General features: G+C 69.1%; 17 protein-coding genes. 8 read left to right on the top strand and 9 right to left on the bottom strand.

The window, feature by feature from the left end:
* Positions 1–23 precede the first annotated feature (23 nt).
* Complete coding sequence (locus tag ABZT93_RS25870) at positions 24–1,850, bottom strand: acyl-CoA dehydrogenase (RefSeq protein ID WP_356108737.1); 1,827 nt, start codon at positions 1,848–1,850, stop codon at positions 24–26.
* A 129-nt stretch (positions 1,851–1,979) separates the two neighbouring features.
* Positions 1,980–2,804, bottom strand: coding sequence for an intradiol ring-cleavage dioxygenase (locus ABZT93_RS25865; RefSeq protein ID WP_356108734.1), 825 nt, complete (start codon positions 2,802–2,804; stop codon positions 1,980–1,982).
* A gap of 120 nt (positions 2,805–2,924) precedes the next feature.
* Here ABZT93_RS25865 and ABZT93_RS25860 point away from each other — a divergent pair, with 120 nt between their 5' ends.
* A complete protein-coding gene (locus ABZT93_RS25860) occupies positions 2,925–3,401 on the top strand; it encodes an SseB family protein (RefSeq protein WP_330265677.1) in 477 nt (158 codons plus the stop codon).
* A 45-nt stretch (positions 3,402–3,446) separates the two neighbouring features.
* Here the strand turns inward: ABZT93_RS25860 and ABZT93_RS25855 are convergent, their stop codons facing one another.
* Positions 3,447–4,184: a TetR/AcrR family transcriptional regulator C-terminal domain-containing protein gene (locus tag ABZT93_RS25855; protein WP_356108731.1), complete on the bottom strand. Its 738-nt coding sequence runs from the start codon at positions 4,182–4,184 to the stop codon at positions 3,447–3,449.
* A 143-nt stretch (positions 4,185–4,327) separates the two neighbouring features.
* On the opposite strand from ABZT93_RS25855, the gene ABZT93_RS25850 reads away from it, so the two are divergent.
* Together ABZT93_RS25850 and ABZT93_RS25845 are read left to right on the top strand one after the other, a co-directional pair.
* Complete coding sequence (locus tag ABZT93_RS25850; RefSeq protein ID WP_356108728.1) at positions 4,328–5,818, top strand: MFS transporter; 1,491 nt, start codon at positions 4,328–4,330, stop codon at positions 5,816–5,818.
* Positions 5,819–5,938: 120 nt separating this feature from the next.
* Positions 5,939–6,910, top strand: coding sequence for a pirin family protein (locus ABZT93_RS25845; protein ID WP_356108725.1), 972 nt, complete (start codon positions 5,939–5,941; stop codon positions 6,908–6,910).
* Between the two features lie 83 nt (positions 6,911–6,993).
* Here ABZT93_RS25845 and ABZT93_RS25840 read toward each other — a convergent pair whose 3' ends face one another.
* Both ABZT93_RS25840 and ABZT93_RS25835 read right to left on the bottom strand, forming a co-directional pair.
* Entirely contained in the window at positions 6,994–7,734 is a 741-nt protein-coding gene (locus tag ABZT93_RS25840; protein ID WP_356108722.1) for a hypothetical protein, read from the bottom strand.
* Positions 7,735–7,859: 125 nt separating this feature from the next.
* Positions 7,860–10,010 carry a SpoIIE family protein phosphatase gene (locus ABZT93_RS25835; protein ID WP_356108719.1) on the bottom strand — a complete coding sequence of 717 codons (2,151 nt, stop codon included), beginning with the start codon at positions 10,008–10,010 and terminating at the stop codon, positions 7,860–7,862.
* Between the two features lie 144 nt (positions 10,011–10,154).
* Here ABZT93_RS25835 and aspS point away from each other — a divergent pair, with 144 nt between their 5' ends.
* Positions 10,155–11,918: an aspartate--tRNA ligase gene (aspS, locus tag ABZT93_RS25830; RefSeq protein WP_356108716.1), complete on the top strand. Its 1,764-nt coding sequence runs from the start codon at positions 10,155–10,157 to the stop codon at positions 11,916–11,918.
* A gap of 131 nt (positions 11,919–12,049) precedes the next feature.
* On the top strand, positions 12,050–12,967 hold the full coding sequence (locus ABZT93_RS25825; protein WP_356108713.1) for an intradiol ring-cleavage dioxygenase: 918 nt from the start codon (positions 12,050–12,052) through the stop codon (positions 12,965–12,967).
* Positions 12,968–13,053: 86 nt separating this feature from the next.
* On the opposite strand, the gene ABZT93_RS25820 is transcribed toward ABZT93_RS25825, so the two are convergent.
* Entirely contained in the window at positions 13,054–16,110 is a 3,057-nt protein-coding gene (locus ABZT93_RS25820; RefSeq protein WP_356108710.1) for a VCBS repeat-containing protein, read from the bottom strand.
* Between the two features lie 261 nt (positions 16,111–16,371).
* On the opposite strand from ABZT93_RS25820, the gene ABZT93_RS25815 reads away from it, so the two are divergent.
* A complete protein-coding gene (locus ABZT93_RS25815) occupies positions 16,372–17,724 on the top strand; it encodes a polysaccharide lyase family 1 protein (RefSeq protein ID WP_356108707.1) in 1,353 nt (450 codons plus the stop codon).
* 100 nt (positions 17,725–17,824) lie between these two features.
* Here ABZT93_RS25815 and ABZT93_RS25810 read toward each other — a convergent pair whose 3' ends face one another.
* On the bottom strand, positions 17,825–18,301 hold the full coding sequence (locus ABZT93_RS25810) for a hypothetical protein (RefSeq protein ID WP_356108705.1): 477 nt from the start codon (positions 18,299–18,301) through the stop codon (positions 17,825–17,827).
* 77 nt (positions 18,302–18,378) lie between these two features.
* Complete coding sequence (gene metG / locus ABZT93_RS25805) at positions 18,379–20,094, bottom strand: methionine--tRNA ligase (protein ID WP_356108702.1); 1,716 nt, start codon at positions 20,092–20,094, stop codon at positions 18,379–18,381.
* 135 nt (positions 20,095–20,229) lie between these two features.
* On the opposite strand from metG (ABZT93_RS25805), the gene ABZT93_RS25800 reads away from it, so the two are divergent.
* Together ABZT93_RS25800 and ABZT93_RS25795 are read left to right on the top strand one after the other, a co-directional pair.
* Positions 20,230–20,439 (top strand): type II toxin-antitoxin system VapB family antitoxin, encoded by a 210-nt coding sequence (locus ABZT93_RS25800; RefSeq protein ID WP_356108699.1) that lies wholly within the window; start codon positions 20,230–20,232, stop codon positions 20,437–20,439.
* On the top strand, positions 20,436–20,855 hold the full coding sequence (locus ABZT93_RS25795; RefSeq protein WP_356108695.1) for a PIN domain nuclease: 420 nt from the start codon (positions 20,436–20,438) through the stop codon (positions 20,853–20,855). Before ABZT93_RS25800 ends, ABZT93_RS25795 begins: the two co-directional genes overlap by 4 nt.
* A gap of 4 nt (positions 20,856–20,859) precedes the next feature.
* Here the strand turns inward: ABZT93_RS25795 and metG (ABZT93_RS25790) are convergent, their stop codons facing one another.
* The gene (metG, locus tag ABZT93_RS25790; protein ID WP_356108693.1) at positions 20,860–22,467 is read right to left on the bottom strand and encodes a methionine--tRNA ligase; all 1,608 of its coding nucleotides are present in this window, start codon (positions 22,465–22,467) and stop codon (positions 20,860–20,862) included.
* Between the last annotated feature and the right edge of the window lie 15 nt (positions 22,468–22,482).

Here is a 22,482-nt window from a genome sequence, read left to right as displayed (position 1 = left end):
GCGTGCAGCTGTACAGGTGTGTCCTAGAACGCGGCCTCGTCCAGCTCCATGAGGTCCAGCTCGACGCCCTCGGCGACCTTGCGGGCCAGGGTCACGCCGGGCAGCACGTTGGCCGCGAAGAACTTCGCCGCCGCGATCTTGCCCGTGTAGAACGCCTTGTCCTTCGCGGAGGCGGTCTCCAGCTTCTCGGCGGCGATCGCGGCGCCCTTGAGGAGCAGGTAGCCGACGACGACGTCACCGGAGGCCATCAGCAGGCGGGTGGTGTTGAGGCCCACCTTGTAGATGTTCTTGACGTCCTGCTCGGTGGCCGCGAGGTCGGTCAGCATCAGACCGACGATGGCCTCCAGCTCGACGGCCGCCTTGGCGAGGTGCTCGCGGGCGCCGGCCAGCTCCTCGCCGCCGGTGCCGAGGGCGAGGAACTTCTTGATGTCCTCGGCGAGCGAGTTCAGCGCGGAGCCCTGGTTGCGGACGATCTTCCGGAAGAAGAAGTCCTGGCCCTGGATCGCGGTGGTGCCCTCGTACAGGGTGTCGATCTTGGAGTCCCGGATGTACTGCTCGATCGGGTACTCCTGCAGGAAGCCGGAGCCGCCGAAGGTCTGCAGGGACTGGGCGAGCAGCTCGTAGGCCTTCTCGGAGCCGTAGCCCTTCACGATCGGCAGGAGCAGGTCGTTGAGGGCGTTCTCGACGGAGACGTCCTCGCCGTTCGCCTCCTTGACCTGGATCTCGTCCTGGACGGCCGCGGTGTACATCACGAGGGCGCGCATGCCCTCCGCGTACGCCTTCTGCGTCATCAGCGAGCGGCGTACGTCGGGGTGGTGGGTGATGGTGACCTTGGGCGCGGTCTTGTCCATGAAGTTGGCCAGGTCCGGACCCTGGACGCGCTCCTTGGCGTACTCCAGCGCGTTGAGGTAGCCGGTGGAGAGCGTGGAGATCGCCTTCGTGCCGACCATCATGCGGGCGAACTCGATGATGCGGAACATCTGGCGGATGCCGTCGTGCTTGTCGCCGATGAGCCAGCCCTTGGCGGGGTGGCGGTCGCCGAAGGTCATCTCGCAGGTGTTGGAGGCCTTCAGGCCCATCTTGTGCTCGACGTTGGTGGCGTAGACGCCGTTGCGCTCGCCCAGCTCGCCGGTCTCGAAGTCGAAGAGGTACTTGGGGACGAGGAAGAGGGACAGCCCCTTGGTGCCGGGACCGGCGCCCTCGGGCCGCGCGAGCACGTAGTGGAGGATGTTCTCCTCCATGTCGTGCTCACCGGACGTGATGAAGCGCTTGACGCCCTCGATGTGCCAGGAGCCGTCCTCCTGCTGGACCGCCTTGGTGCGGCCGGCGCCCACGTCCGAGCCGGCGTCCGGCTCGGTGAGGACCATGGTGGAGCCCCACTGCTTCTCCACGGCGATCTTCGCGATGTGCTTCTGCACGTCGTTGCCCTCGTCGAAGAGGATGCCCGCGAAGGCCGGGCCGGAGGAGTACATCCACACGGCCGGGTTGGCGCCGAGGATCAGCTCCGCGTAGGCCCAGATGAGGGAGCGGGGCGCGGTGGTGCCGCCGATCTCCTCGGGCAGGCCGAGCCGCCAGTACTCGGAGTCCATGAAGGCCTTGTAGCTCTTCTTGAAGGACGCCGGGACCGGCGCGGTGTTCGTCTCGGGGTCGAAGACCGGCGGGTTGCGGTCGGCGTCCGCGAAGGACTCCGCCAGCTCGTTCTCGGAGAGGCGGGTCAGCTCCTCCAGGATGCTCTTCGCGGTCTCGACGTCCATCTCCGCGAAGGGCCCGGTCCCGTACAGCTTGTCGCGACCGAGTACTTCGAAGAGGTTGAACTCGATGTCGCGCAGATTCGACTTGTAGTGCCCCATGGCGACGGCTCCGTCAAGAGATCGGCGAGGCACTTGGTTCCTCGCGCTAGTTCACGTACCAACAAGTAGCTACGATGATGCTACCCGTCGGTAATAAGTTGCAACCCCGATCCGGCCATCTGTGACGGTTCACACCGCGATGGTCAACGTGGCGGTGTACCCCGCCTCGACGCTCCCCTCCACCGCCGCGAGCTGCTGGTCGTGGCCGTCCCTGAAGACGCTGTCCGACTCCAGGGAGAGCCGGCCGAGATTGTCCACGCTCCGCTCGTAACCCTCGGTGGCGTACACGGTGTCGCAGACGTCCTTGGGGAGGGCGAGCTGTGAGGTGCTGGTGATCGCGGTGGCCCTCGTGGCGTCCGCCAGGCTGCCGTAGACCTCGAAGTGGATGTGCGGCCAGCGGCCGGTGTAGCAGCCGGGGAAGACGCTGGTGAACGTCACCCGCCCCCGCGCGTCGGTCTCCTGGACGCCCCGCAGGTAGTTCTCGTCGGTGACGCCTTCCGTGTACAGGGAGTAGCCGCCCTCGCGGTCGCAGTGCCAGACGTAGACGGCGGCGCCCTTGCGCGGGGTCCCGCAGCCGGAGTCGGCGTCCACGACCGTGAGTGTGAAGGTCAGGGGGACGCCCTCGGCGGTCCCGCCCGCGGAATCACCGAAGCTGTGCGTGATGTCGGTGCGGACGACCCCGCTCTCCTTCAGTACGTTCACGCCGTTCGAGCCGTCGCCGGGGTAGGGGCCGGCCGTCTCCTCGGGGACGGGGGCGCAGTCCGCCGCGGAGGTGGAGGCGGAGGTCTGGTCGGAAGAGCTGTCCTCGGCGGTACAGCCCACCAGGGCCGCCAGGCCGGCCCCCGCCCCCGCGCCCGCCAGCAGCCGGATCATCCGTCGGCGGGCGAGCACGGGAAGGTCGTGGGAGAGCCCTCTGTCGTGCTCGTGGACCTCGTCGTCACCGTGTCTGTGCATGCATCGACGCTACGAGCGCGGGCCGCCCGAAACCCAGGGCCGGCCGCTGTCGGGTCGCTGTCGGTTTCCGGGGTGACGGTAGCCGCCCGCCGCCCCACTCCCCTCGGTACTCTTACGCCCATGTACGGCTACGACCAGAACGCTGGTGCCCAGCAGCAGTACGGCGTCCCGCCGCAGCAGCCCATGGCCGGCGGTGTGGGCGGGTACGGCCAGCAGCCGCCGCTGTACCCCGAGCCGTCCCCGCCCTCGCTCGCCGACGCGGTGCGTGCCTTCACCACCGGGCAGATGGCGGCGGAGGACTTCCAGCAGGTCTTCGCCACGTCCAAGGTGTACTGCCCGCGCGGTGACAACCCCGGCTTCCTCGCCCTGCACAACACCCAGCAGCCGGTGATCCCCATGTTCACCACGCTCAAGGAACTGCGGCGGTACGCGGGCAAGGAGTCCAAGTACTTCGTCATCACCGGCGCGGAGGTCCTCGACCTGCTGCCGACGGGCTACGGCTTCGTCCTCGACATGGAGGGCGAGCACCGGATCGTCTTCGACGCGAAGGCCGTGGAGCAGATGGTCGAGTTCGCGATGCGCCGGATGTACGGGTAGCGCGTGCCCGGGCCGCCGGGGCCCTCGGCGCTCACCGCGTCGCCGTCAGGAACCCGGTGCTCGCAGCCGCAGTGACAGGCCGTCCAGGACGATCCCCAGGGCGGCCTCGAATTTCGCTTCCCGTAGGGCCGCCGGGTCGGTCGTGGCCGCCTCCTCCGTCTCGGTGTAGCCCTGGGCCAGATGGCTGTGCGGGGCCGTGGCCTGCTGTACCGCGGGCAGGAGCCGGGCGATGAGGCCCGACTCTGAGTCGCCGGACCGGGTGACCGTGGTGAGCCAGGCGGCCTCCGTGGTGCTCATGCCGATCACGTACGACAGCACCGCGTCGATCGCCGTGCCCGGGTCCGGGAATCCGGCGGCCGTGAACAGGGCCGCCAGCCGCTCCGAGTAGGACATCAGGTTGGGGCCCAGATAGGCGAGGCCCGCCTGGCCGAGGACCGGGGGCAGCCACGGGTGCCGTAGGGCCGTCGTACGGAAGGAGCGGGCCGCCTCCGTGACGGCCGCCCGCCAGTCCGTCCCGTCGGCCGAGGGGACGTGGATCTCCGCGGCGACCTCGTCCACCGCCAGCTCCATCAGCTCGTCCTTCGTGGCCACGTGCCGGTAGAGCGAGGCCGCGCCCGCGTTCAGCCGGGTGGCGAGCTTGCGCATGCTCAGGGCTTCGACGCCCTCCGCGTCCAGCATGACGATCGCCTCGCGCACGATGGCGGCACGGCTGAGCGCCGGCTGGTCGGGCTCCCGCTGGGGGCGGGCCCAGACGGAGGGGATGGGGGGCGGCTTCGTCGTCATCGCTACTCCTGCTCTTGCGGCCCGACCTGCTGCGTACGACGTTCGCGATCAGCGTACAACAATCGATGCTTGCGAACACCGTTCCACTATGCGTACAGTGTTCGCATCGAGGGAACGGTGTCACGAAGTCGGAGGGGAACGTCATGAACACCCTGGAAGTCCGCAATCCACGCCGCTGGTGGATCCTGGTCGTGCTCTGCCTGAGCAGCCTGGTGCTCGTCGTCGACAGCATGGCGCTGACCGTCGCGGTGCCGGTCATGACGGAGGAGATCGGAGCGAGCGCCCAGGACACCCAGTGGATCCTGGACTCCTACATCCTGGTCTTCGCCGGCCTGCTGCTCACCTCGGGCAGCCTCGGCGACCGGTTCGGCCGCCGCAAGGTGATGCTGATCGGACTCCTGCTCTTCGGGGCCGCCTCGCTGGCCGCGCTCTGGTGCACCACGCCCGGCGAGGTGATAGCCGTCCGCGTCGCGATGGGCGTCGGTGGCGCGCTGATCATGCCGTCCACGCTCTCGATCCTCATCACCGTCTTCGACGAGGACGAGCGCGGCAGGGCGATGGCGGCCTGGAGCTCGGTGGCGATGCTCGGCCTGGTCGGCAGCCCGGTGCTCGGCGGCCTCCTGATCGACCACTTCTCCTGGCAGTCGATCTTCCTTCTCAACGTGCCGGTGGTAGGCCTCGCGATCGTCGCCGGTCTGATCCTGATGCCGGAGTCGAAGGCGCCCTGGCAGAAGGCAGACCCGCTGGGCGCGGTGCTGTCGGCCGCCGGGATGACCGCACTGGTCTGGTGGATCATCGAGCTCCCGCAGCACGGCGTGTGGACGGCCGCCCTGCCCGTGGCCCTCGGCTCCCTGGTCGGCTTCGTCATCTGGGAGAACGTCACCAAGTCCCCCATGGTCCCGCTGGTCCTCTTCAAGCACCGCAACTTCAGCGGCGGTTCGCTCTCGCTGGCCCTGGTTCAGACGGGCAACGGAGGTCTGCTGCTCGTTCTCACCCAGTACCTCCAGTTCGTGCTCGGCTATTCACCGGTGAAAGCGGGACTGGCCTTCCTGCCGCTGGCGGTCACGGCCCTGCTGGGAAACGGCGTCGGCGTCAAGCTCGCCGCGAGGTACGGCAACCGACGGGTGATCCTTGCGGGCATGCTGGTGATGGTGGCCTGCTTCGCCCTGCTGACCACCGTCTCGGCGGACTCCGGCTTCACCGTCCCGGCGGTCGCACTCGGCCTGCTCGGGCTCGGCGCGGGCCTGGCGATGCCCGCCGCGGTGGCGGCGCTGATGGGCACCATCCCCGAGGACAAGGCGGGCGTCGGCTCGGCCCTGAACGACACGGTCCAGCAGGCCGGCACCGCTCTCGGCATCGCGATCCTGGGTTCGCTCCTGTCGAGCGGCTTCGCGGACCGGATGCCGGAGGGGACGCCGGAGCAGGCGAGGCACTCGATAGCCGGAGCGGTCGCCCTGCAGGACCCGGGGCTGGTGACAGCGGCCCGCGAAGCCTTCACCGCCTCCATGGCGACGACCTTCACGGTCAGCGCGATCGGTGTCCTGGCGGCGGCGCTGCTGGCGGCGCTGGTGATGCGGGAGGACCGGCCGACCCCGGAGAAGGCCGCCGATCGGGAACCGGAACTCGCTGCCTGACCTCTTCAGGGGTTGTGGGACCGCGGAGAAGCCTGGAGGGAATGCCCTCCGGGCTTCTGCCGTTAGAGGTGGCAGAAAGTTCAACGCTCAACTAAACTCGTTCCACAAGGAGGTACCGACATGCCTGCAGTGACTGTCGACAACCCGCTGACCCTGCCGCGCGTGGCCGCGACGGCGGACGCGGTGGCCCGTCCCGTCCTCGGCGTGACGACCGCGCCGAGTGGTTTCGAGGGCGAGGGTTTCCCGGTGCGCCGGGCGTTCGCCGGGATCCATTACCGGCATCTGGACCCGTTCATCATGATGGACCAGATGGGTGAGGTGGACTACGCGCCAGGGGAACCGAAGGGGACCCCGTGGCACCCGCACCGCGGCTTCGAGACCGTCACGTACATCATCGACGGGATCTTTGACCACCAGGACTCACAGGGTGGTGGCGGCACCATCACCAACGGCGACACCCAGTGGATGACGGCCGGCTCGGGTCTTCTCCACATCGAGGCGCCGCCGGAGGCGCTCGTCATGTCCGGCGGACTCTTCCACGGTCTCCAGCTGTGGGTGAACCTGCCGGCCAAGGACAAGATGATGGCGCCGCGGTACCAGGACATCCGGGGCGGCAGCGTGCAGCTGCTGTCGACGCCGGACGGAGGCGCGCTGCTCCGCGTCATCGCCGGTGAGCTGGACGGTCACCAGGGTCCCGGTATCACGCACACCCCGATCACGATGATCCACGCGACGGTGGCGCCGGGTGCCGAGATCACCTTGCCGTGGCGGGAGGACTTCAACGGGCTGGCGTACGTGCTGGCGGGCAAGGGCTCGGTGGGTGCCGAGCGTCGTCCGATCCATCTGGGCCAGACCGCGGTCTTCGGCGCCGGCGGTTCGCTGACCGTCCGCGCGGACGAGAAGCAGGACTCCCACACACCGGACATGGAGGTCGTGCTGCTGGGCGGCCGGCCCATCCGTGAGCCGATGGCCCACTACGGCCCGTTCGTCATGAACACCCGCGAGGAGCTCCAGCAGGCGTTCGACGACTTCCAGAAGGGGCGGCTGGGGACGGTACCGGCCGTTCACGGAATGACCGAGGGCGGGCTGTAGGTCCTCCTCCGGCATGGATGCTCGTTCTGCCCCCTCGGGTCACCCGAGGGGGCAGAGAACGGTATGGATCGCTCGCCCGGGCGTCAGGCCGCGCCTTGGGGCTTGTCCCAGGTGGTGACATCCATGGTGACGGACGACAAGCCGCCCTCGTAGTTCACGTCGTCCGTCTGCCAGCCGAGGACGGTGATGGCCGCGACCCGGTTCTCGTCGGTGAGGACGCACGCCGTGAGTCCCTTGCGGATGTTCTTCTGGTCGATGGCGAACCCGAAGTCGGTGGCCGCGGCGCAGCTCTCGGCGGTCGCGGGGCCGTTGACGGTGGCGAGGTCGCCGTTCTCGCCGGCGATGGTGTAGCCGTCGGCGGTGTTCGCCGGGAGGGAGAAGATGATGTCGGGAAGGGAGTTGGTGAAGTCCAGATCCACGTTGGATCCGGATCGCAGGACGACCTTGCGGTGCTCCCGTACGGTCGCCACTGCCGCGCCGGCTGCCTGAGTGACACCCGACGTCGGGGACGTCGGCGAGCCGGACTTCGTCGGCGCCTCCGCGACGCTGCCTCCCCCGCTCGATGTCGCGCTCGTGCCCGGTGTCACGCTCGCGCCGCTCGGGTTGCCCTGATCCTGACCGGTCGTCAGCGTCAGATAGGTCGCCCCGCCGGCCAAGGTCAGCACCGCGAGGGCGATCAGGGCCTTGGTCGAACCCTTGAAAGAGAATCCGCCGGTCCCCAGCTTGATGTGGTTGGACGGGGAGGGGTCACGCTGGGCGCCTTCGTACGACAGCGAGAACGAGGACCCCTTGGCACGGTCCTTCGGGGATGCGGGCTTGCCCATGCGACTTCCTTGCGTGCGGTGGGATCACGGCAGGGCACTCATCGTGCAGGCGGTGCGGTGGCCGTCGCCGCCAGTCGCTCGGTGCACACCCGAACGGGTGACGACGTGTCGAGCGTTGACGTGCGTTACATGGAGGGCTCGCCCGAGGACTCGTAGAGCTCGAACCAGATGCTCTTGCCCTCGCCCTGGGGGTCCACTCCCCACCCGTCCGCGAGCAGTTCGATCAGCATCAGGCCGCGGCCCGAGGAGGCCAGTTCGCCGGGGCGGCGTTTGTGCGGGAGGTCGTCGCTGGTGTCGGTGACCTCGATCCGCATCCTGCGCTCGCCCGTCTCGCCGCGGACCTCCGCGAGCAGCAGCGCGTCCGCGTCGGTGTGGACGAGGACGTTGGTCAGCATCTCGGACAGCAGCAGGACCGCCGAGTCGACCTGGTCGGCGGAGGGCCAGTCGTGCAGCAGCTCGCGCAGTTGCTGGCGGGCGACCGCGACCCGTTCGGGTTCCGCCTGCGCCACCGAGAGCATCGTGCGGCGGACCGTCGGCGCCGCGACGACCGTGTCCCCGCAGGAGGCGTCTCCCTGCCGGCACAGCAGCAGGACCGCGATGTCGTCCTCGCGGCGGTCGACGAGTGGGCCGATGGTGTGGTGGGAGGAGGGGCCGTGGACGGCCTGGACCAGGGCGTCGGCGAGTTCCTCCAGGTCGCCGTCGTGGCTCTCCAGGATGGTGCGGATGCGCTTCCAGCCGGTCTCGAAGTCGTGGCCGCCGGTCTCGATCAGTCCGTCGGTGCACAGCAGCAGCGTCTCGCCGGGCTCCAGCGCGATCCGGGTCGTGGGGTAGTCGGCGTCCGGGTCGATGCCGAGGGGGAGGCCGCCGGCCGTACGGCGGGCCAGGACGGTGCCGTCGGCCTTGCGGGTCGCCGGGTCGGGGTGGCCTGCCCGCGCCACCTCCAGGACGCCGGTCACCGGGTCGACCTCGACGTACAGGCAGGTCGCGAAGCGCGTGTCGGAGGGGTCGTCGACGCCGTAGGTCATGCCGTTGAGGAAGCGTGAGGCTCGGGAGAGGACCGCGTCGGGGCGGTGGCCCTCGGCGGCGTAGGCGCGCAGCGCGATGCGGAGCTGGCCCATCAGGCCCGCCGCCCGCACGTCATGGCCCTGGACGTCCCCGATGACCAGGGCGAACCGTCCTTCCCCGGGCTTCGTCCGGGAGGTGCCGCCGGGCAGCGGGATCATGTCGTACCAGTCGCCGCCGACCTGCAGGCCGCCGCCGGTGGGGACATAGCGGGCGGCGACGGTCATGCCCGGTATCTCCGGGCCCAGGGTGGGGAGCATCGAGCGCTGGAGGCCGTCGGTCAGTTCGCGTTCCGACTCGGCCAGGCCCGCGCGGGACAGCGCCTGGGCCAGCATGCGTGCCACCGTGGTGAGCACCGAGCGCTCGTCGGGTGTGAACGCGACCGGGTAGGCGAAGCCCGCCATCCACGCGCCCATCGTGCGGCCGGCCACCGTCAGCGGCAGGAACGCCCAGGACTGGCGGTCGAAGCGCTGGGCGAGCGGCCAGGTGACCGGGTAGCGGGTGCGGTAGGCCTCGGGACTGGAGAGATAGACGGCACGGCCGGTGCGCACGACCTCGGCGGCCGGGTAGTCCGTCTCCAGGGACATGTGGGAGAAGGGGCTCTCGTCGCCGGGCTGCTGGCCGTGGTGGCCGATGATCGTCAGACGGTCGCCCTCGACGCCGAAGACGGCCAGGCCGTCGGGGCTGAAGCCCGGCATGGACAGGCCCGCGGCCACCCGAAGCACCTCGGCGGTGGAGCGGGCCTCGGCCAGGGCGCGGCCCGCGTCCAGCAGGAAGGCCTCGCGGGAGCGGCGCCAGTCACCGGTGACGGCGGTGCGTCCGGCGGGGGTGCCGGGCGTCGGCTCGGTGACCTCCTGGAGGGTGCCGATGAGCCGGAACGACTTCTTGTCCGCGTCGTACGACGGCTTGGAGCGGCTGCGCACGGTACGAGTCACATGGCCCCGCTCGTCCATGATCCTGATGCGGACCTCGGCGAGCGTGTCCTCGGCGACGGCGAGCCCGACGACGCTGATGATCTCGTTCCAGTCGACCGGATGCAGACGTGCCCTGGCCTGGGCTTCCGTGAGGGTTGCCGGTTCCGGGGGCAGGCCGAGCAGCCGAGCGGCCTCGGCATCGACCGTGACCAGTTCCGTGGCCGTGTCCCAGTGCCACAGGCCGGTCGCGAGGGCGGTGAGGACGTCCCCCACGGCGGGCAGGGGCTCACCAGTGCGCATTGCCCCACTTTAAGAACAGGAGATCCGGGAGTGCCACTGTTGGCCGAGTCGTAATCATGGGGAGGCGATCTCGGGGGCCCCGGTAGGCTGGGAGCTGTTTCACGTGAAACACGCCCCCGATCCGCGAAGACTGGATGAACGACGATGCATCGGTACAGGTCCCACACCTGCGGCGAGCTCCGCTCCTCTGACGTCGGCACCGACGTCCGACTGAGTGGCTGGCTGCACAATCGGCGCGACCTGGGCGGCATCCTCTTCATCGATCTGCGCGATCACTACGGCATCACGCAGCTGGTCGCCCGTCCCGGCACGCCCGCGTACGAGGCCCTCGACAAGCTGACCAAGGAGTCCACGGTCCGCGTCGACGGCAAGGTCGTCTCCCGCGGCACCGAGAACGTCAACACGGACCTGCCCACCGGTGAGATCGAGGTCGAGGTCGGCGAGGTCGAGCTGCTCGGCGCGGCCGCCCCGCTGCCGTTCACGATCAACACCGAGGACGGCGTCAACGAGGAGCGGCGCCTGGAGTACCGCTTCCTCGACCTGCGCCGCGAGCGCATGCACAAGAACATCATGCTGCGGTCGTCGGTGATCGCCTCGATCCGCTCGAAGATGGTCGCCCTCGGCTTCAACGAGATGGCGACCCCGATCCTGTCCGCGACCTCCCCCGAGGGCGCCCGTGACTTCGTGGTCCCCTCTCGACTGAACCCGGGCAAGTTCTACGCCCTCCCGCAGGCGCCGCAGCAGTTCAAGCAGCTGCTGATGATCTCCGGCTTCGACCGCTACTTCCAGATCGCGCCCTGCTTCCGTGACGAGGACGCGCGCGCGGACCGTTCGCCGGGCGAGTTCTACCAGCTCGACGTCGAGATGAGCTTCGTCGAGCAGGAGGACGTCTTCCAGCCGATCGAGAAGCTCATGACCGAACTCTTCGAGGAGTTCGGCAACGGCCGTCACGTCACGTCCCCGTTCCCGCGGATCCCGTTCCGCGAGGCGATGCTGAAGTACGGCTCCGACAAGCCGGACCTGCGTGCCCAGCTGGAGCTCGTCGACATCACCGATGTCTTCGAGGGCTCGGAGTTCAAGGCGTTCGCCGGCAAGCATGTGCGCGCGCTGGCGGTGCCGGACGTCTCCGCGCAGCCGCGCAAGTTCTTCGACCAGCTCGGTGACTTCGCGGTCTCGCAGGGCGCCAAGGGCCTGGCCTGGGTGCGGGTGACCGAGGACGGTTCACTGACCGGCCCGATCGCGAAGTTCCTCACCGAGGAGAACGTCGCCGAGCTGACCAAGCGCCTGAACCTGGCCGCCGGTCACGCCGTGTTCTTCGGCGCGGGCGAGTTCGACGAGGTCTCCAAGATCATGGGTGCGGTCCGCGTCGAGGCCGCCAAGCGCGCCGGGCACTTCGAGGAGAACGTCTTCCGGTTCTGCTGGATCGTCGACTTCCCGATGTACGAGAAGGACGAGGAGACCGGCGCGATCGACTTCTCGCACAACCCGTTCTCCATGCCGCAGGGCGGCCTTGAGGCCCTGGAGACCCAGGACCCGCTGGACATCCTCGGCTGGCAGTACGACATCGTCTGCAACGGCGTCGAGCTGTCCTCCGGCGCGATCCGGAACCACGAGCCCGAGATCATGCTCAAGGCCTTCGAGATCGCGGGCTACGACCGCGAGACCGTCGAGGAGAAGTTCGCGGGCATGCTGCGCGCGTTCCGTTTCGGCGCCCCGCCGCACGGCGGCATCGCCCCCGGTGTCGACCGCATCGTCATGCTCCTCGCGGACGAGCCGAACATCCGCGAGACCATCTCCTTCCCGCTCAACGGCAACGCCCAGGACCTGATGATGGGTGCGCCGACGGAGCTGGAGGAGGCCCGGCTGAGGGAGCTGCACCTGTCGGTGCGCAAGCCGCAGCCGAAGTAGGCGGCATTTCTTCCGGAGGGGCCCGAAACCGGCACCGGTTTCGGGCCCCTCCGCGTGCGTCTCCGCCGCGCACAGCAAGCCACAGTCCGCTCCCATGCTGAGGACAGCCTTCTTACCTAACTTCGCCTTTCATGACGGGAAACCAGCCGAAACACAAGAAGGACCTCACGCGACGCAAGGTCGTCGTCGCCGGAGCGGGCGCGGCCGTGGCGGTGGGCGCGGGCGGCACCCTCGCCGCGTCGGGTGCCTTCGCGGGCGAGACGAGCACGAGTGCGGCCGCGAGCAGCACCTCCACCGCCGCCGAGGCCTGCTACAAGCTCACCTCGGAGACCACCGAGGGGCCGTACTACATCGACGCGGACAAGATCCGCCAGGACATCACCGAGGACAAGGAGGGTATCCCCCTCACCCTCCAGCTCAAGGTGATCGACTCCGAGACCTGCAAGCCGATCCGCGACGCGGCCGTGGACATCTGGCACTGCGACGCGCTCGGCATCTACTCGGGCTACGAGAGCCTGTCGACCGGCGGTGGCGGCACCGCCCCGACCGACGCACCGTCCGGCACCCCCTCCGGCACCCCCACGGGCGAGCCGCCGTCGGGCGCTCCGACCGGAGGCACCGGCGGCGGGGGCCACGAGGAGCCCACCGACGACGAGCGCTATCTGCGCGGCACCTGGAAGACGGACAGGCACGGCCAGGTCACCTTCAGGACGATCTTCCCGGGCTGGTACCGGGGTCGTTGTGTGCACATCCACACCAAGGTGCACGTCAACGGCGAGTGGACGGACGCCGGGTACGAGGGCGGCAACACCTGCCACACCGGCCAGTTCTTCTTCGACGAGGAGTCCGTGCTGGCCTCCGCCGAGGTCGAGCCGTACTCGACCAGCACCACCGAGCGCACCACGCTCACCGAGGACACGATCTACGACCAGAGCGGCACCACCGGCGGCCTGCTCAAGCTGAAGTACAACAAGAAGAACATCGCCAAGGGCGTCATCGGCTCGATCACGATGGGCGTCGACCCGGACGCGACGAACGACAACAATTGACGCCCTCCGCGACCACATACGAGGGCGCCCGGGACCGCATGGCCCCGGGCGCCCTCGGCAATATCACCGCCGGTGGACTTCCCCCTCTATGAAAGGAACTTGTAGCTGCCGAAGCCGGTCGCGATCTTCGCTCTCGCCCCGAACGACCCCTTGCCGTCACCGCTGTTGCGCCACAGTGCACCGCCGGTGTCGCGGGAGACGAGGTCCGCCCTGCCGTCGCCGTTGAGGTCGCCGGCGCCGACGATCTTCTTGTAGCCCTTCCAGTTGTCGTAGAGCTTCACGCGTGCGGAGAGCTTGCCGGTGCTGGTGCCCTTGTAGAGGTAGACCGTGCCGCTGGACGCCCCTCGCGCGATCAGGTCCGGGCGCCCGTCGCCGCTGAGGTCACCGGGCGAGGTCAGCACGTCGTACTGGTTCCAGCCGCCGGCGTTCAGGGTCGTGTACGACGTCGACGGCTTGACCGCCGAGCCGCAGCCGGGCTTGTACAGGCGCAGGGCGCCGCTGCTCAGCCGGACCAGGACGTCGTTGCAGCGGTCGCCGCTCAGGTCGCCGAAGGGGATCGCCCTGATGGTGGTGGGCCAGCCGCCGGCGCTGACCTTCTCGCCGAACTTCCCTGTGCCGGTGCCGCCCTGGAACGTCAGCCCGCCGGAGGAGTTGAGGGTGAGCAGGTCGCCGCGGCCGTCCGGGCCGTCGGGGCTGACGAAGTCGTGGCGGACCGCCGAGCCGTGCAACAGGTAGCCCTCGCCGCTCGTCACCGTGACCGGGGCGGTCGTGCCCAGGCCGGTCGCCTTCAGCGTCCAGGTGAAGCCGCCGTGGGGGAAGGGGATCCCGCTCGACGTCTTGCCGTTCCAGTTCGCCGTGACCTCCGCCGAGGCGGCGCCGCCGGTGAGGGTGCGGGTGGCCCTGCCGGTCGCGCCGCTCTGCACCGAGGTGAAGGTCAGCGACCAGGAGGTGACCGGGCGGGACAGTTCCCACTGGCCGGTCCAGGCCGTCGTGGAGCCGGGCTCCACGTAGCCCTCGGCTTCGGTGCGGAACGCCGTCACCGCGGACGGGGTGATGCCGGTGGTGGCCACATGGGTCTGCTCGAACGTGTCGAACCAGGCGACCAGGCCCGTGTACTCGTCGACCGTCCACCGGAAGCGGCGGTCCACGGAGAGACCCGAGTCGGGCAGACCGGAGGCGACGACGCGGGTGGCACCGGTCGTCGTGTCGGTGAGGACCAGCTGGTCGGTCCCGTGGTCGTGGCGGACCGTGAAGCCGTCGCCGAGCAGGACGTCACCGGGGGTGACTGCGACCGACCTGGCGGCCTTGGTGTCGTAGACGCCCGCCGGGGCGCCGGCGCAGGACCAGTACACCCAGCGGCCCGCCGCCTGGAGCTCGTCCGGCACACAGCCGAGGTTCGGGACGTCGACCGTGGCGAGGGTCTTCTTGGCGGTCAGGCTGTACGAGGTCAGCCTGCCCGCGGTGGTGGTCGCGCTCCACAGGACGGACCCGTTCAGGGCGGCGGCGCGGACCGAGCGCTTGAGCGGATCGCCGTAACCGAACTCACCGATGTACTGCGTCGGGGTCGTACCGCCCGAGTTGTAGACGGCGTAGTTGTCGGAGACGTCGACGATCGTGCCGTCCTGGGTGCCGTACGTCAGCGTGTTGTTGGACGTGCCGTCGCTGATGGCGACGAGCTGGTCGGCGTTCTCCAGGCCGCTGCCGCCCTCGTTGACGTCGGCGAACGTGTTGAGGAAGACGTCCTCGGGGCCCGTGACGCTGTTGCCCCACAGTGCGGAGCAGGTGGTGCCCGGGTAGGGGCACTTGGCGGCCACCGAGTCGCCGGCCGTGGCCGCGGAGGCGGTCAGCCCGGTGCTGCCGTCGGTGGTGAGGGCGCGGACCGAGGTGGTGTCCATGGAGCTGGTGGAGCTGTCCTCCGCCACCCGCAGGCTGCCCCGGCTCAGGGCGACGCCCGTCTTGGCGTTCTCCAGCGGGGGCACCTTGGCGATCTTCTTCAGCTGCGGGGTGCCGTCCGCGCCGGTGACGACGCGCTGGACCCACCAGTCGGCCGCGGCGGAGCCGCCGGTGACCAGCGCGGTCCCGTCGGGGGCGGCCAGGGGGGTGCCGTACGACCACGTCAGCAGGGTCTTCGTGGTGCCGTCGGCCAGGGAGACGGCCCGGACGGGGCCGCCGTCGGTGGCGAGGACCAGCCAGTCGTCGGTCAGGACGGGCACCGGGGTGCCGGGCAGGTCCTCGCCGGCCACCGGGGTGCTCTCGGCGGCGGTGAGGTCGGCGCGGGGCTTGAGGTGCAGGCCGGAGGCCTCGGTGTACCAGCCGACGTGGTCCTCGGTGAGCACGACCTCCGGCACCGACTCCCGGGACAGTCCGGTGAAGGCCGGGGTCAGCTCGGCGGTGGCGAAGTCGAGGTAGCCGACGGTGTACGACGTGAAGTCGCCGTTCTCGTCGCGGACCGGGTAGCTCAGCAGGGCGCCCTTCGCGTCGCCGGTGCGCCCGGTGTTGCCCTCCCAGGTCCCGTCGGCGGGCAGGCCGGAGACCACGCGGTCGCGCTGCTGACCGTCGACCAGGTCGACCAGGTGCAGCACATAGCCGTCCAGCTCCTGGCCTTCGACGACACCGTTCCACTCGACCGTGACGGTGGTCTCGCCGTAGGTGCCCACCCGGGTGGCCGACTGGCGGAGGTCCACGGTCCTGAGGGCGCCGCCGCCCGGGCTCCACAGCGACACCGGGTCGCCGTAGGTGCGGTGGGGCAGGGCCACGGTGTCGGCGGCCTGCCCGAACACGCCCGAGGCACAGCGCGCGGAGATGTCGTAGCAGCTGGTGGTGGTCGGCTGGTAGACCCCGGTCGGGCCCTCGACGGGGACGGTGATGCCGTCCCCATAGCCCGTCCACAGCAGGCCCGCGACCCCCGACCGGCGGTGCAGGAAGCCGGTCGCGCCCGCGGCAAGCAGGCGATCGGTGCGGGGGGTGGTGCTGCGGGGATCGTCCAGGACGATCTCGGTGGTGCCGCCGGACGCGGTCGTGGCCGCCTGCGCGCCGGTGTCCTCGGTGCTGGAGAACAGGGTGATCGAACCGGCCGCCACCGCTACGGCCAGGGCGGAGACGAGCGTGGCACGGCCCGCTCGTCTCGGGGCGTGTCTGCCCAACTGAGGGTCCTTTCCTATGAGTCAGCAAACCTTACCCACAGGTAAGAGAGGGGTGAAGGCCGGGTAAGGAGGGGCGGGTGTGAGGCGCGGAGGAGGCCGGAGTCCCGTGAAGGCTGGGTGGAGACGCGTGGGGAGGCAGTACGAAAAAAATGTGCGTCGCGGCAACCCCCTTGATCCCGGCGGCTACTTGAGGACGGAAGCGCCTTCACCGGTGCTCCATGAAACGCACATGTCCCACCACCGCTCGTAAGGAATCCCCCCGTGGCCTCTGCCTCCCACCGCCGGTCCCTCCGCACCCGCCGCACCCTGGTCGTCTCCGCCGCCGTGGTGGCCGCGGGCGTCGGTGCCGGTGCCGTCGTGATGAACGCGAACGCCCAGGCCGTGGACCTGTACCACCAGACGCTCGCCGCGAAGGACGGCTGGGCGTCGTCCGGCACGGGCACGACCGGTGGCACGAAGGCCGACTCCGCGCACACCTTCACCGTCTCCACGCGGGCGCAGCTCGTGAAGGCGCTCGGGTCCGCGTCCGACACCACCCCGCGGATCATCAAGGTCAAGGGCACGATCGACGCCAACACCGACGCCGCCGGCAAGAAGCTGACCTGCGCGAACTACGCGTCCGGGACGGGCTACTCGCTCTCCTCCTACCTGAAGGCGTTCGACCCGGCGACCTACGGCCGTTCGAAGCTGCCGTCCGGCACACAGGAGACCGCGCGTGCCGCCGCGCAGAAGAAGCAGGCAGCGAACATCGTCTTCAAGGTGCCCGCGAACACCACGATCGTGGGGGAGCCGGGCACGAAGGCCGGGATCTCCGGTGGCATGCTCCAGATCCAGAACGTGGACAACGTCATCGTCCGCAACCTCGCCTTCGCCGCCACCGAGGACTGCTTCCCGCAGTGGGACCCGACGGACGGCGCCGACGGCAACTGGAACTCCAACTACGACTCGGTGACCCTGCGCGGCGCGACCCATGTCTGGGCGGACCACAACTCGTTCACGGACGCGCCGCACCTGGACACCGCCAACCCGAAGTACTTCGGCCGTGAGTACCAGATCCACGACGGGGCGCTGGACATCACCAAGAGCTCGGACCTGGTGACCGTCTCCCGCAACCAGTTCACCAACCACGACAAGACCATGCTGATCGGCAGCAGCGACAGCGAGCCCAGCGGCAAGCTGCGGGTCTCGATCCACCACAACGTGTGGAAGGGCATCGTCCAGCGGGCGCCCCTGTCCCGCGTCGGCCAGATCCACATCTACGACAACTTCTACGACGTGACGACGCTCAACGGCTACGCGCTGCAGTACAGCATCAACTCCCGCGCCAAGGCCCAGGTCGTCGCGGCGGACAACTACTGGAAGGTCCCGTCCACCGTCAAGGTGTCCAAGCTCCTCAGCGGTGACGGCACGGGCGCGATCGCGGGCTCCGGCAACCAGGTCAACGGCACGGTCACGGACCTGGTCGCCGCGTACAACGCCGTGTCCTCGAAGGACCTGAAGACGAGCGTGAACTGGATGCCGACCCTGACGGCGGGCCTGGAGTCGTCGGCATCCGCGGTGAAGAACCTCCCGATGTCCCTGGCCACGACGACCGGCGCGGGCGTGCTCAAGTAGCACACGAGACGCGCGGGGGCCGGGGGACCACGAGCCCCCGGCCCTCGCGTACCGAGGCACAACGACGACGGGCTCCGGAGTGCTCTGCCGGCCGCACCGCTCAGGTGTCGTACGTCCCGTCCCAGGGCTCCGCGAAGGCGAGGCGGTCAGGGTAGAGCTCCGCCCACTGCTCGCCCTCGTCCTCGCGGATCACCAGGCCGAAGCGCACACCCTCGTGGGAGATGCTGAAGGGGCGGATCGCGATGTCCGTGTAGGAGCGGCGGGGAAGACTGCGGAGCAGGGTCGCCCGGTGCACCTGGGCGCGGGTGAGGGGCGAGGCCTCGCCGCTCGGGTCGCGCTGCTGCTCCGCCCAGGTGCCGGCGCACCAGATGTCCGAGTCGCGGTAATTGCCCTCCGTGTCGAAGGTGTGCAGTACCGCGTACAGGCGTTTCTGATCTTCCCAGCCCTCCTCGAGGTGAAATCCCTCAGGGAAGGCATATGTGATCGACGCCAGGAACTGACCCTCCGCATACCGCCCGATCGTCTCGGTGCGGTGCTTCGGCTCGTACGCGACAGGAATGACCCCGGGCACTGCCATGGCGCAAACCATACGGCTTGGCGCGGACACGGCGATGCCCGGGTCGGTATCCGGACTGTCCAGGGGCGGCTTCCGGACTACTCCGGGGAGCCGCCGAAGCGCTCCTTGTACGTCTCCAGGTCCTCGTCGGTCAGCTTGGCGAAGAGGACCGGGGGGACGGTGAAGGGAGTGCCGGGGGTGAGGGCGGTCAGGGCGCGGGCCTCGTCGGCGGTGACCCAGGTGGCGGTGTCTGCCTCCAGGGAGAACGCCTCGCGCATGGCCTTCGCCGTCGCCGGGATGAAGGGCTCCGAGACCACCGCGTACAGGTGGATCAGGTTCATCGCGGTGCGCAGGGTCAGCGCCGCGCCGTCCTTGTCGGTCTTGATCTCCAGCCAGGGGGCCTTCTCCTCCAGGTAGGAGTTGCCCGCCGACCACAGGGCGCGCAGCGCCGCCGCCGCCTTGCGGAACTGGAGCGCCTCCATCTGGGTCTCGTACTCCGCGAGGAGGCGGGCGATCTCCTCGCCCAGCTTCGCCTCCGCCTCACCGGGCTCGCCGCCCGCCGGGACCTCCTCGCCGAAGCGCTTCTTGGAGAAGGACAGGACGCGGTTGACGAAGTTGCCGAGGGTGTCGGCGAGGTCCTTGTTCACCGTCGCCGTGAAGTGCTCCCAGGTGAAGGACGAGTCGTCCGACTCGGGGGCGTTGGCGATCAGGAAGTAGCGCCAGTAGTCGGCCGGGAGGATGTCCAGGGCCTGGTCGGTGAAGACGCCCCGCTTCTGGGACGTGGAGAACTTCCCGCCGTAGTACGTCAGCCAGTTGAAGGCCTTGACGTAGTCGACCTTCTTCCACGGCTCGCGCACACCGAGCTCGGTGGCCGGGAACATCACCGTGTGGAAGGGGACGTTGTCCTTCGCCATGAACTCGGTGTAGCGGACGGTGTCGTCCGCCTCGTACCACCAGGACTTCCAGTCCCGGTTCTCCGGGTCCAGGTCCGCCCACTCCTTCGTCGCGCCGATGTACTCGATCGGGGCGTCGAACCAGACGTAGAAGACCTTGCCCTCCGCCGCGAGTTCCGGCCAGGTGTCGGAGGGGACGGGGACGCCCCAGTCCAGGTCACGGGTGATCGCGCGGTCGTGCAGGCCCTCGGTCAGCCACTTGCGGGCGATGGAGGAGGCCAGCTGCGGCCAGTCCGCCTCGTGCCGGGAGACCCACTCCTCGACCTCGTGCTGGAGCTTGGACTGGAGGAGGAAGAGGTGCTTGGTCTCGCGGACCTCCAGATCGGTGGAGCCGGAGATCGCCGAGCGAGGGTTGATCAGATCGGTGGGGTCCAGGACGCGCGTGCAGTTCTCGCACTGGTCGCCGCGGGCCTTGTCGTAGCCGCAGTGCGGGCAGGTGCCCTCGACATAGCGGTCCGGGAGGAAACGGCCGTCGGTCGGGGAGTACACCTGGCGGATCGCCCGCTCCTCGATGAACCCGTTCTCGTTGAGGCGGCGGGCGAAGTGCTGGGTGATCTCGACGTTCTGCTCGCTGGAGCTGCGGCCGAAGTAGTCGAAGGCCAGCGCGAAGCCGTCGTAGACCGCCTTCTGCGCGTCGTGCGCCTGCGCGCAGAACTCGTCGACCGGCAGCCCCTGCTCCTTCGCGGCCAGCTCCGCCGGGGTGCCGTGCTCGTCCGTCGCGCAGATGTAGAGCACGTCGTGGCCGCGCTGGCGCAGGTAACGGGAGTAGACGTCCGCCGGGAGCATGGACCCCACCATGTTGCCCAGGTGCTTGATCCCGTTGATGTACGGAAGGGCGCTGGTGATGAGGTGTCGAGCCATCGGGGGCTGCTCCCAGGTCGCTGCCGGCTGCGGGGCCGGGCTGTCGTACGAACTCTGAAATCGTAGTCGACCGGGAGGATTGCCAGGACCTGTAATATATCTGCGCTTCAGATGGTCTATATACGGAGGTCCGTCATGTCGAAGCTGCTCATCGAGGTTGACGACGAGGCTCTGGCGGAAGCCCAGCTCCTGCTCGGCACGAAGACCAAGAAGGACACCGTCAACACCGCGTTGCTGGAAGTCGCCAAGCGGCGCAGGCGGGCCGTGGCGCTGGCCAAGCTCCGTGAGAGGGGGGCGCGCGGCGACTTCGACATCCTCCTGGACAAGAGGAACCACCGACGATGAGTGATGTCCCGTATCTGGTCGACACCTCGGCTGCCGTGCGCCTGCTCAGCAGCGATGCGTACGACGAGCAGTGGGGGCAACTGCTCGACAACGGTCTGGTCGCGCTCTGTGATCTGACCGAGTTGGAGATCCTCTTCTCCGCGCGCGGCCGAGCGGACCGTGAGGGCATCCAGGAGGAGCTGCGGCAACTGTTCAGCTGGACCCTCATGCCGGACGGCATCTACCAGCGCGCCCGCGAGGTTCAGCAGCTCCTCACCGACAACGGCGAGCACCGCTCGGCCGGACCGTTCGACCTGCTCCTCGCCGCCACGGCCGAGCTGTCGGGTCTGACCCTGCTCCACCACGACCGGGACTTCGAGACCATCGCCGGTCGTACGGGCCAGTCGACCGCCTGGCTGGCCGAGCCCGAGTCCTGAGCCACTACGCGCTCGGCTTCTCCTCCAGGCGAGGGAAGAGCACCGCGCCCTTGGTGACCGTCGCACCGGGGCGGAGCCGGCCCCACTGGCCCGCTTCCTGGACCTTCTGGTCCGCGAGGGCGCCCAGGGCGGCCTCCGCGCCGAGGGAGTCCCAGAGTTTGTGGGAGGTGTCCGGCATGACCGGGTTGAGGAGGACCGCCATCGCGCGGAGCGCCTCCGCCGCCGTGTAGAGGACGGTCGCCAGGCGGGCTCGGCCCTCAGGTGAATCGTCCTTGGCCACCTTCCACGGTTCCTGCTCCGTGAGGTAGCCGTTGACCTGCTTCACGAAGTCGAAGATCGCGAGGATGCCGCCCTGGAAGTCGAGGTCGTCGCCGATGCGCCGGTCGGCTTCGGTGACGGTATTCGCCAGCCCCGCCCGGATCGCCTTCTCGGCGTCGCCCGCTGCCGATGCCTCGGGGAGCACACCGCCGAAGTACTTGCCGACCATCGCGGCCACGCGCGACGCGAGGTTGCCGTAGTCGTTCGCCAGCTCGCTCGTGTAGCGGGCGGAGAAGTCCTCCCAGGAGAACGAGCCGTCCTGGCCGAACGCGATCGCGCGCAGGAAGTACCAGCGGTACGCGTCCACACCGAAGTGGGAGGTCAGGTCCTGGGGTTTGATGCCCGTCAGGTTGGACTTGGACATCTTCTCGCCGCCGACCATCAGCCAGCCGTTGGCCGCGATCCTTCCGGGGAGCGGGAGGCCCTGGGCCATCAGCATCGCGGGCCAGATGATCGCGTGGAAACGGAGGATGTCCTTGCCGACGAGGTGGACGTCGGCGGGGAAGGTGTTCTCGAACTTCGCCGGGTTCTCGTTGTAGCCGACCGCCGTCGCGTAGTTCAGCAGGGCGTCGATCCACACATAGATGACGTGCTTGTCGTCGAAGGGGACCGGGACGCCCCAGTCGAAGGTGGAGCGCGAGATGGACAGGTCCTGCAGGCCCTGGCGTACGAAGTTCACGACCTCGTTGCGGGCCGACTCGGGCTGGATGAAGCCGGGCTCGGCCTCGTAGTGGGCGAGGAGCCGGTCGCCGTACTCGCTCAGCCTGAAGAAGTAGTTCTCCTCCTTGAGGAGCTCCACCGGCTTCTTGTGGATGGCACACAGCTGTGTGCCGTCCTCGGCCTCGATGAGGTCGCCGGGCAGCTTGTACTCCTCGCAGCCGACGCAGTACGGGCCCTCGTAACCGCCCTTGTAGATCTCGCCCTTGTCGTGCAGGTCCTGGACGAACTCCTGGACACGGTCCGTGTGGCGCCTCTCCGTGGTGCGGATGAAGTCGTCGTTCGCGATCTCCAGGTGCTCCCAGAGGGGCTTCCAGGCCTCCCCCACGAGCTTGTCGCACCACTCCTGCGGACTGACGCCGTTCGCCTCGGCGGTCCGCATGATCTTCTGACCGTGCTCGTCCGTACCGGTGAGGTACCACACCCTCTCGCCGCGCTGACGATGCCAGCGCGTGAGCACGTCGCCCGCGACGGTCGTGTAGGCGTGGCCCAGGTGAGGAGCGTCGTTGACGTAGTAGATGGGGGTGGAGACGTAGTACGCCTTCTCGCCCTGCTTCGCTGATCCGGTGGCCGCCATGGGCGGAAGCGTAGT

The organism is Streptomyces sp. NPDC005303 (genome assembly GCF_040607335.1).
GTDB lineage: Bacteria > Actinomycetota > Actinomycetes > Streptomycetales > Streptomycetaceae > Streptomyces.
This window is presented reverse-complemented; position numbering and strand designations above follow the sequence as displayed.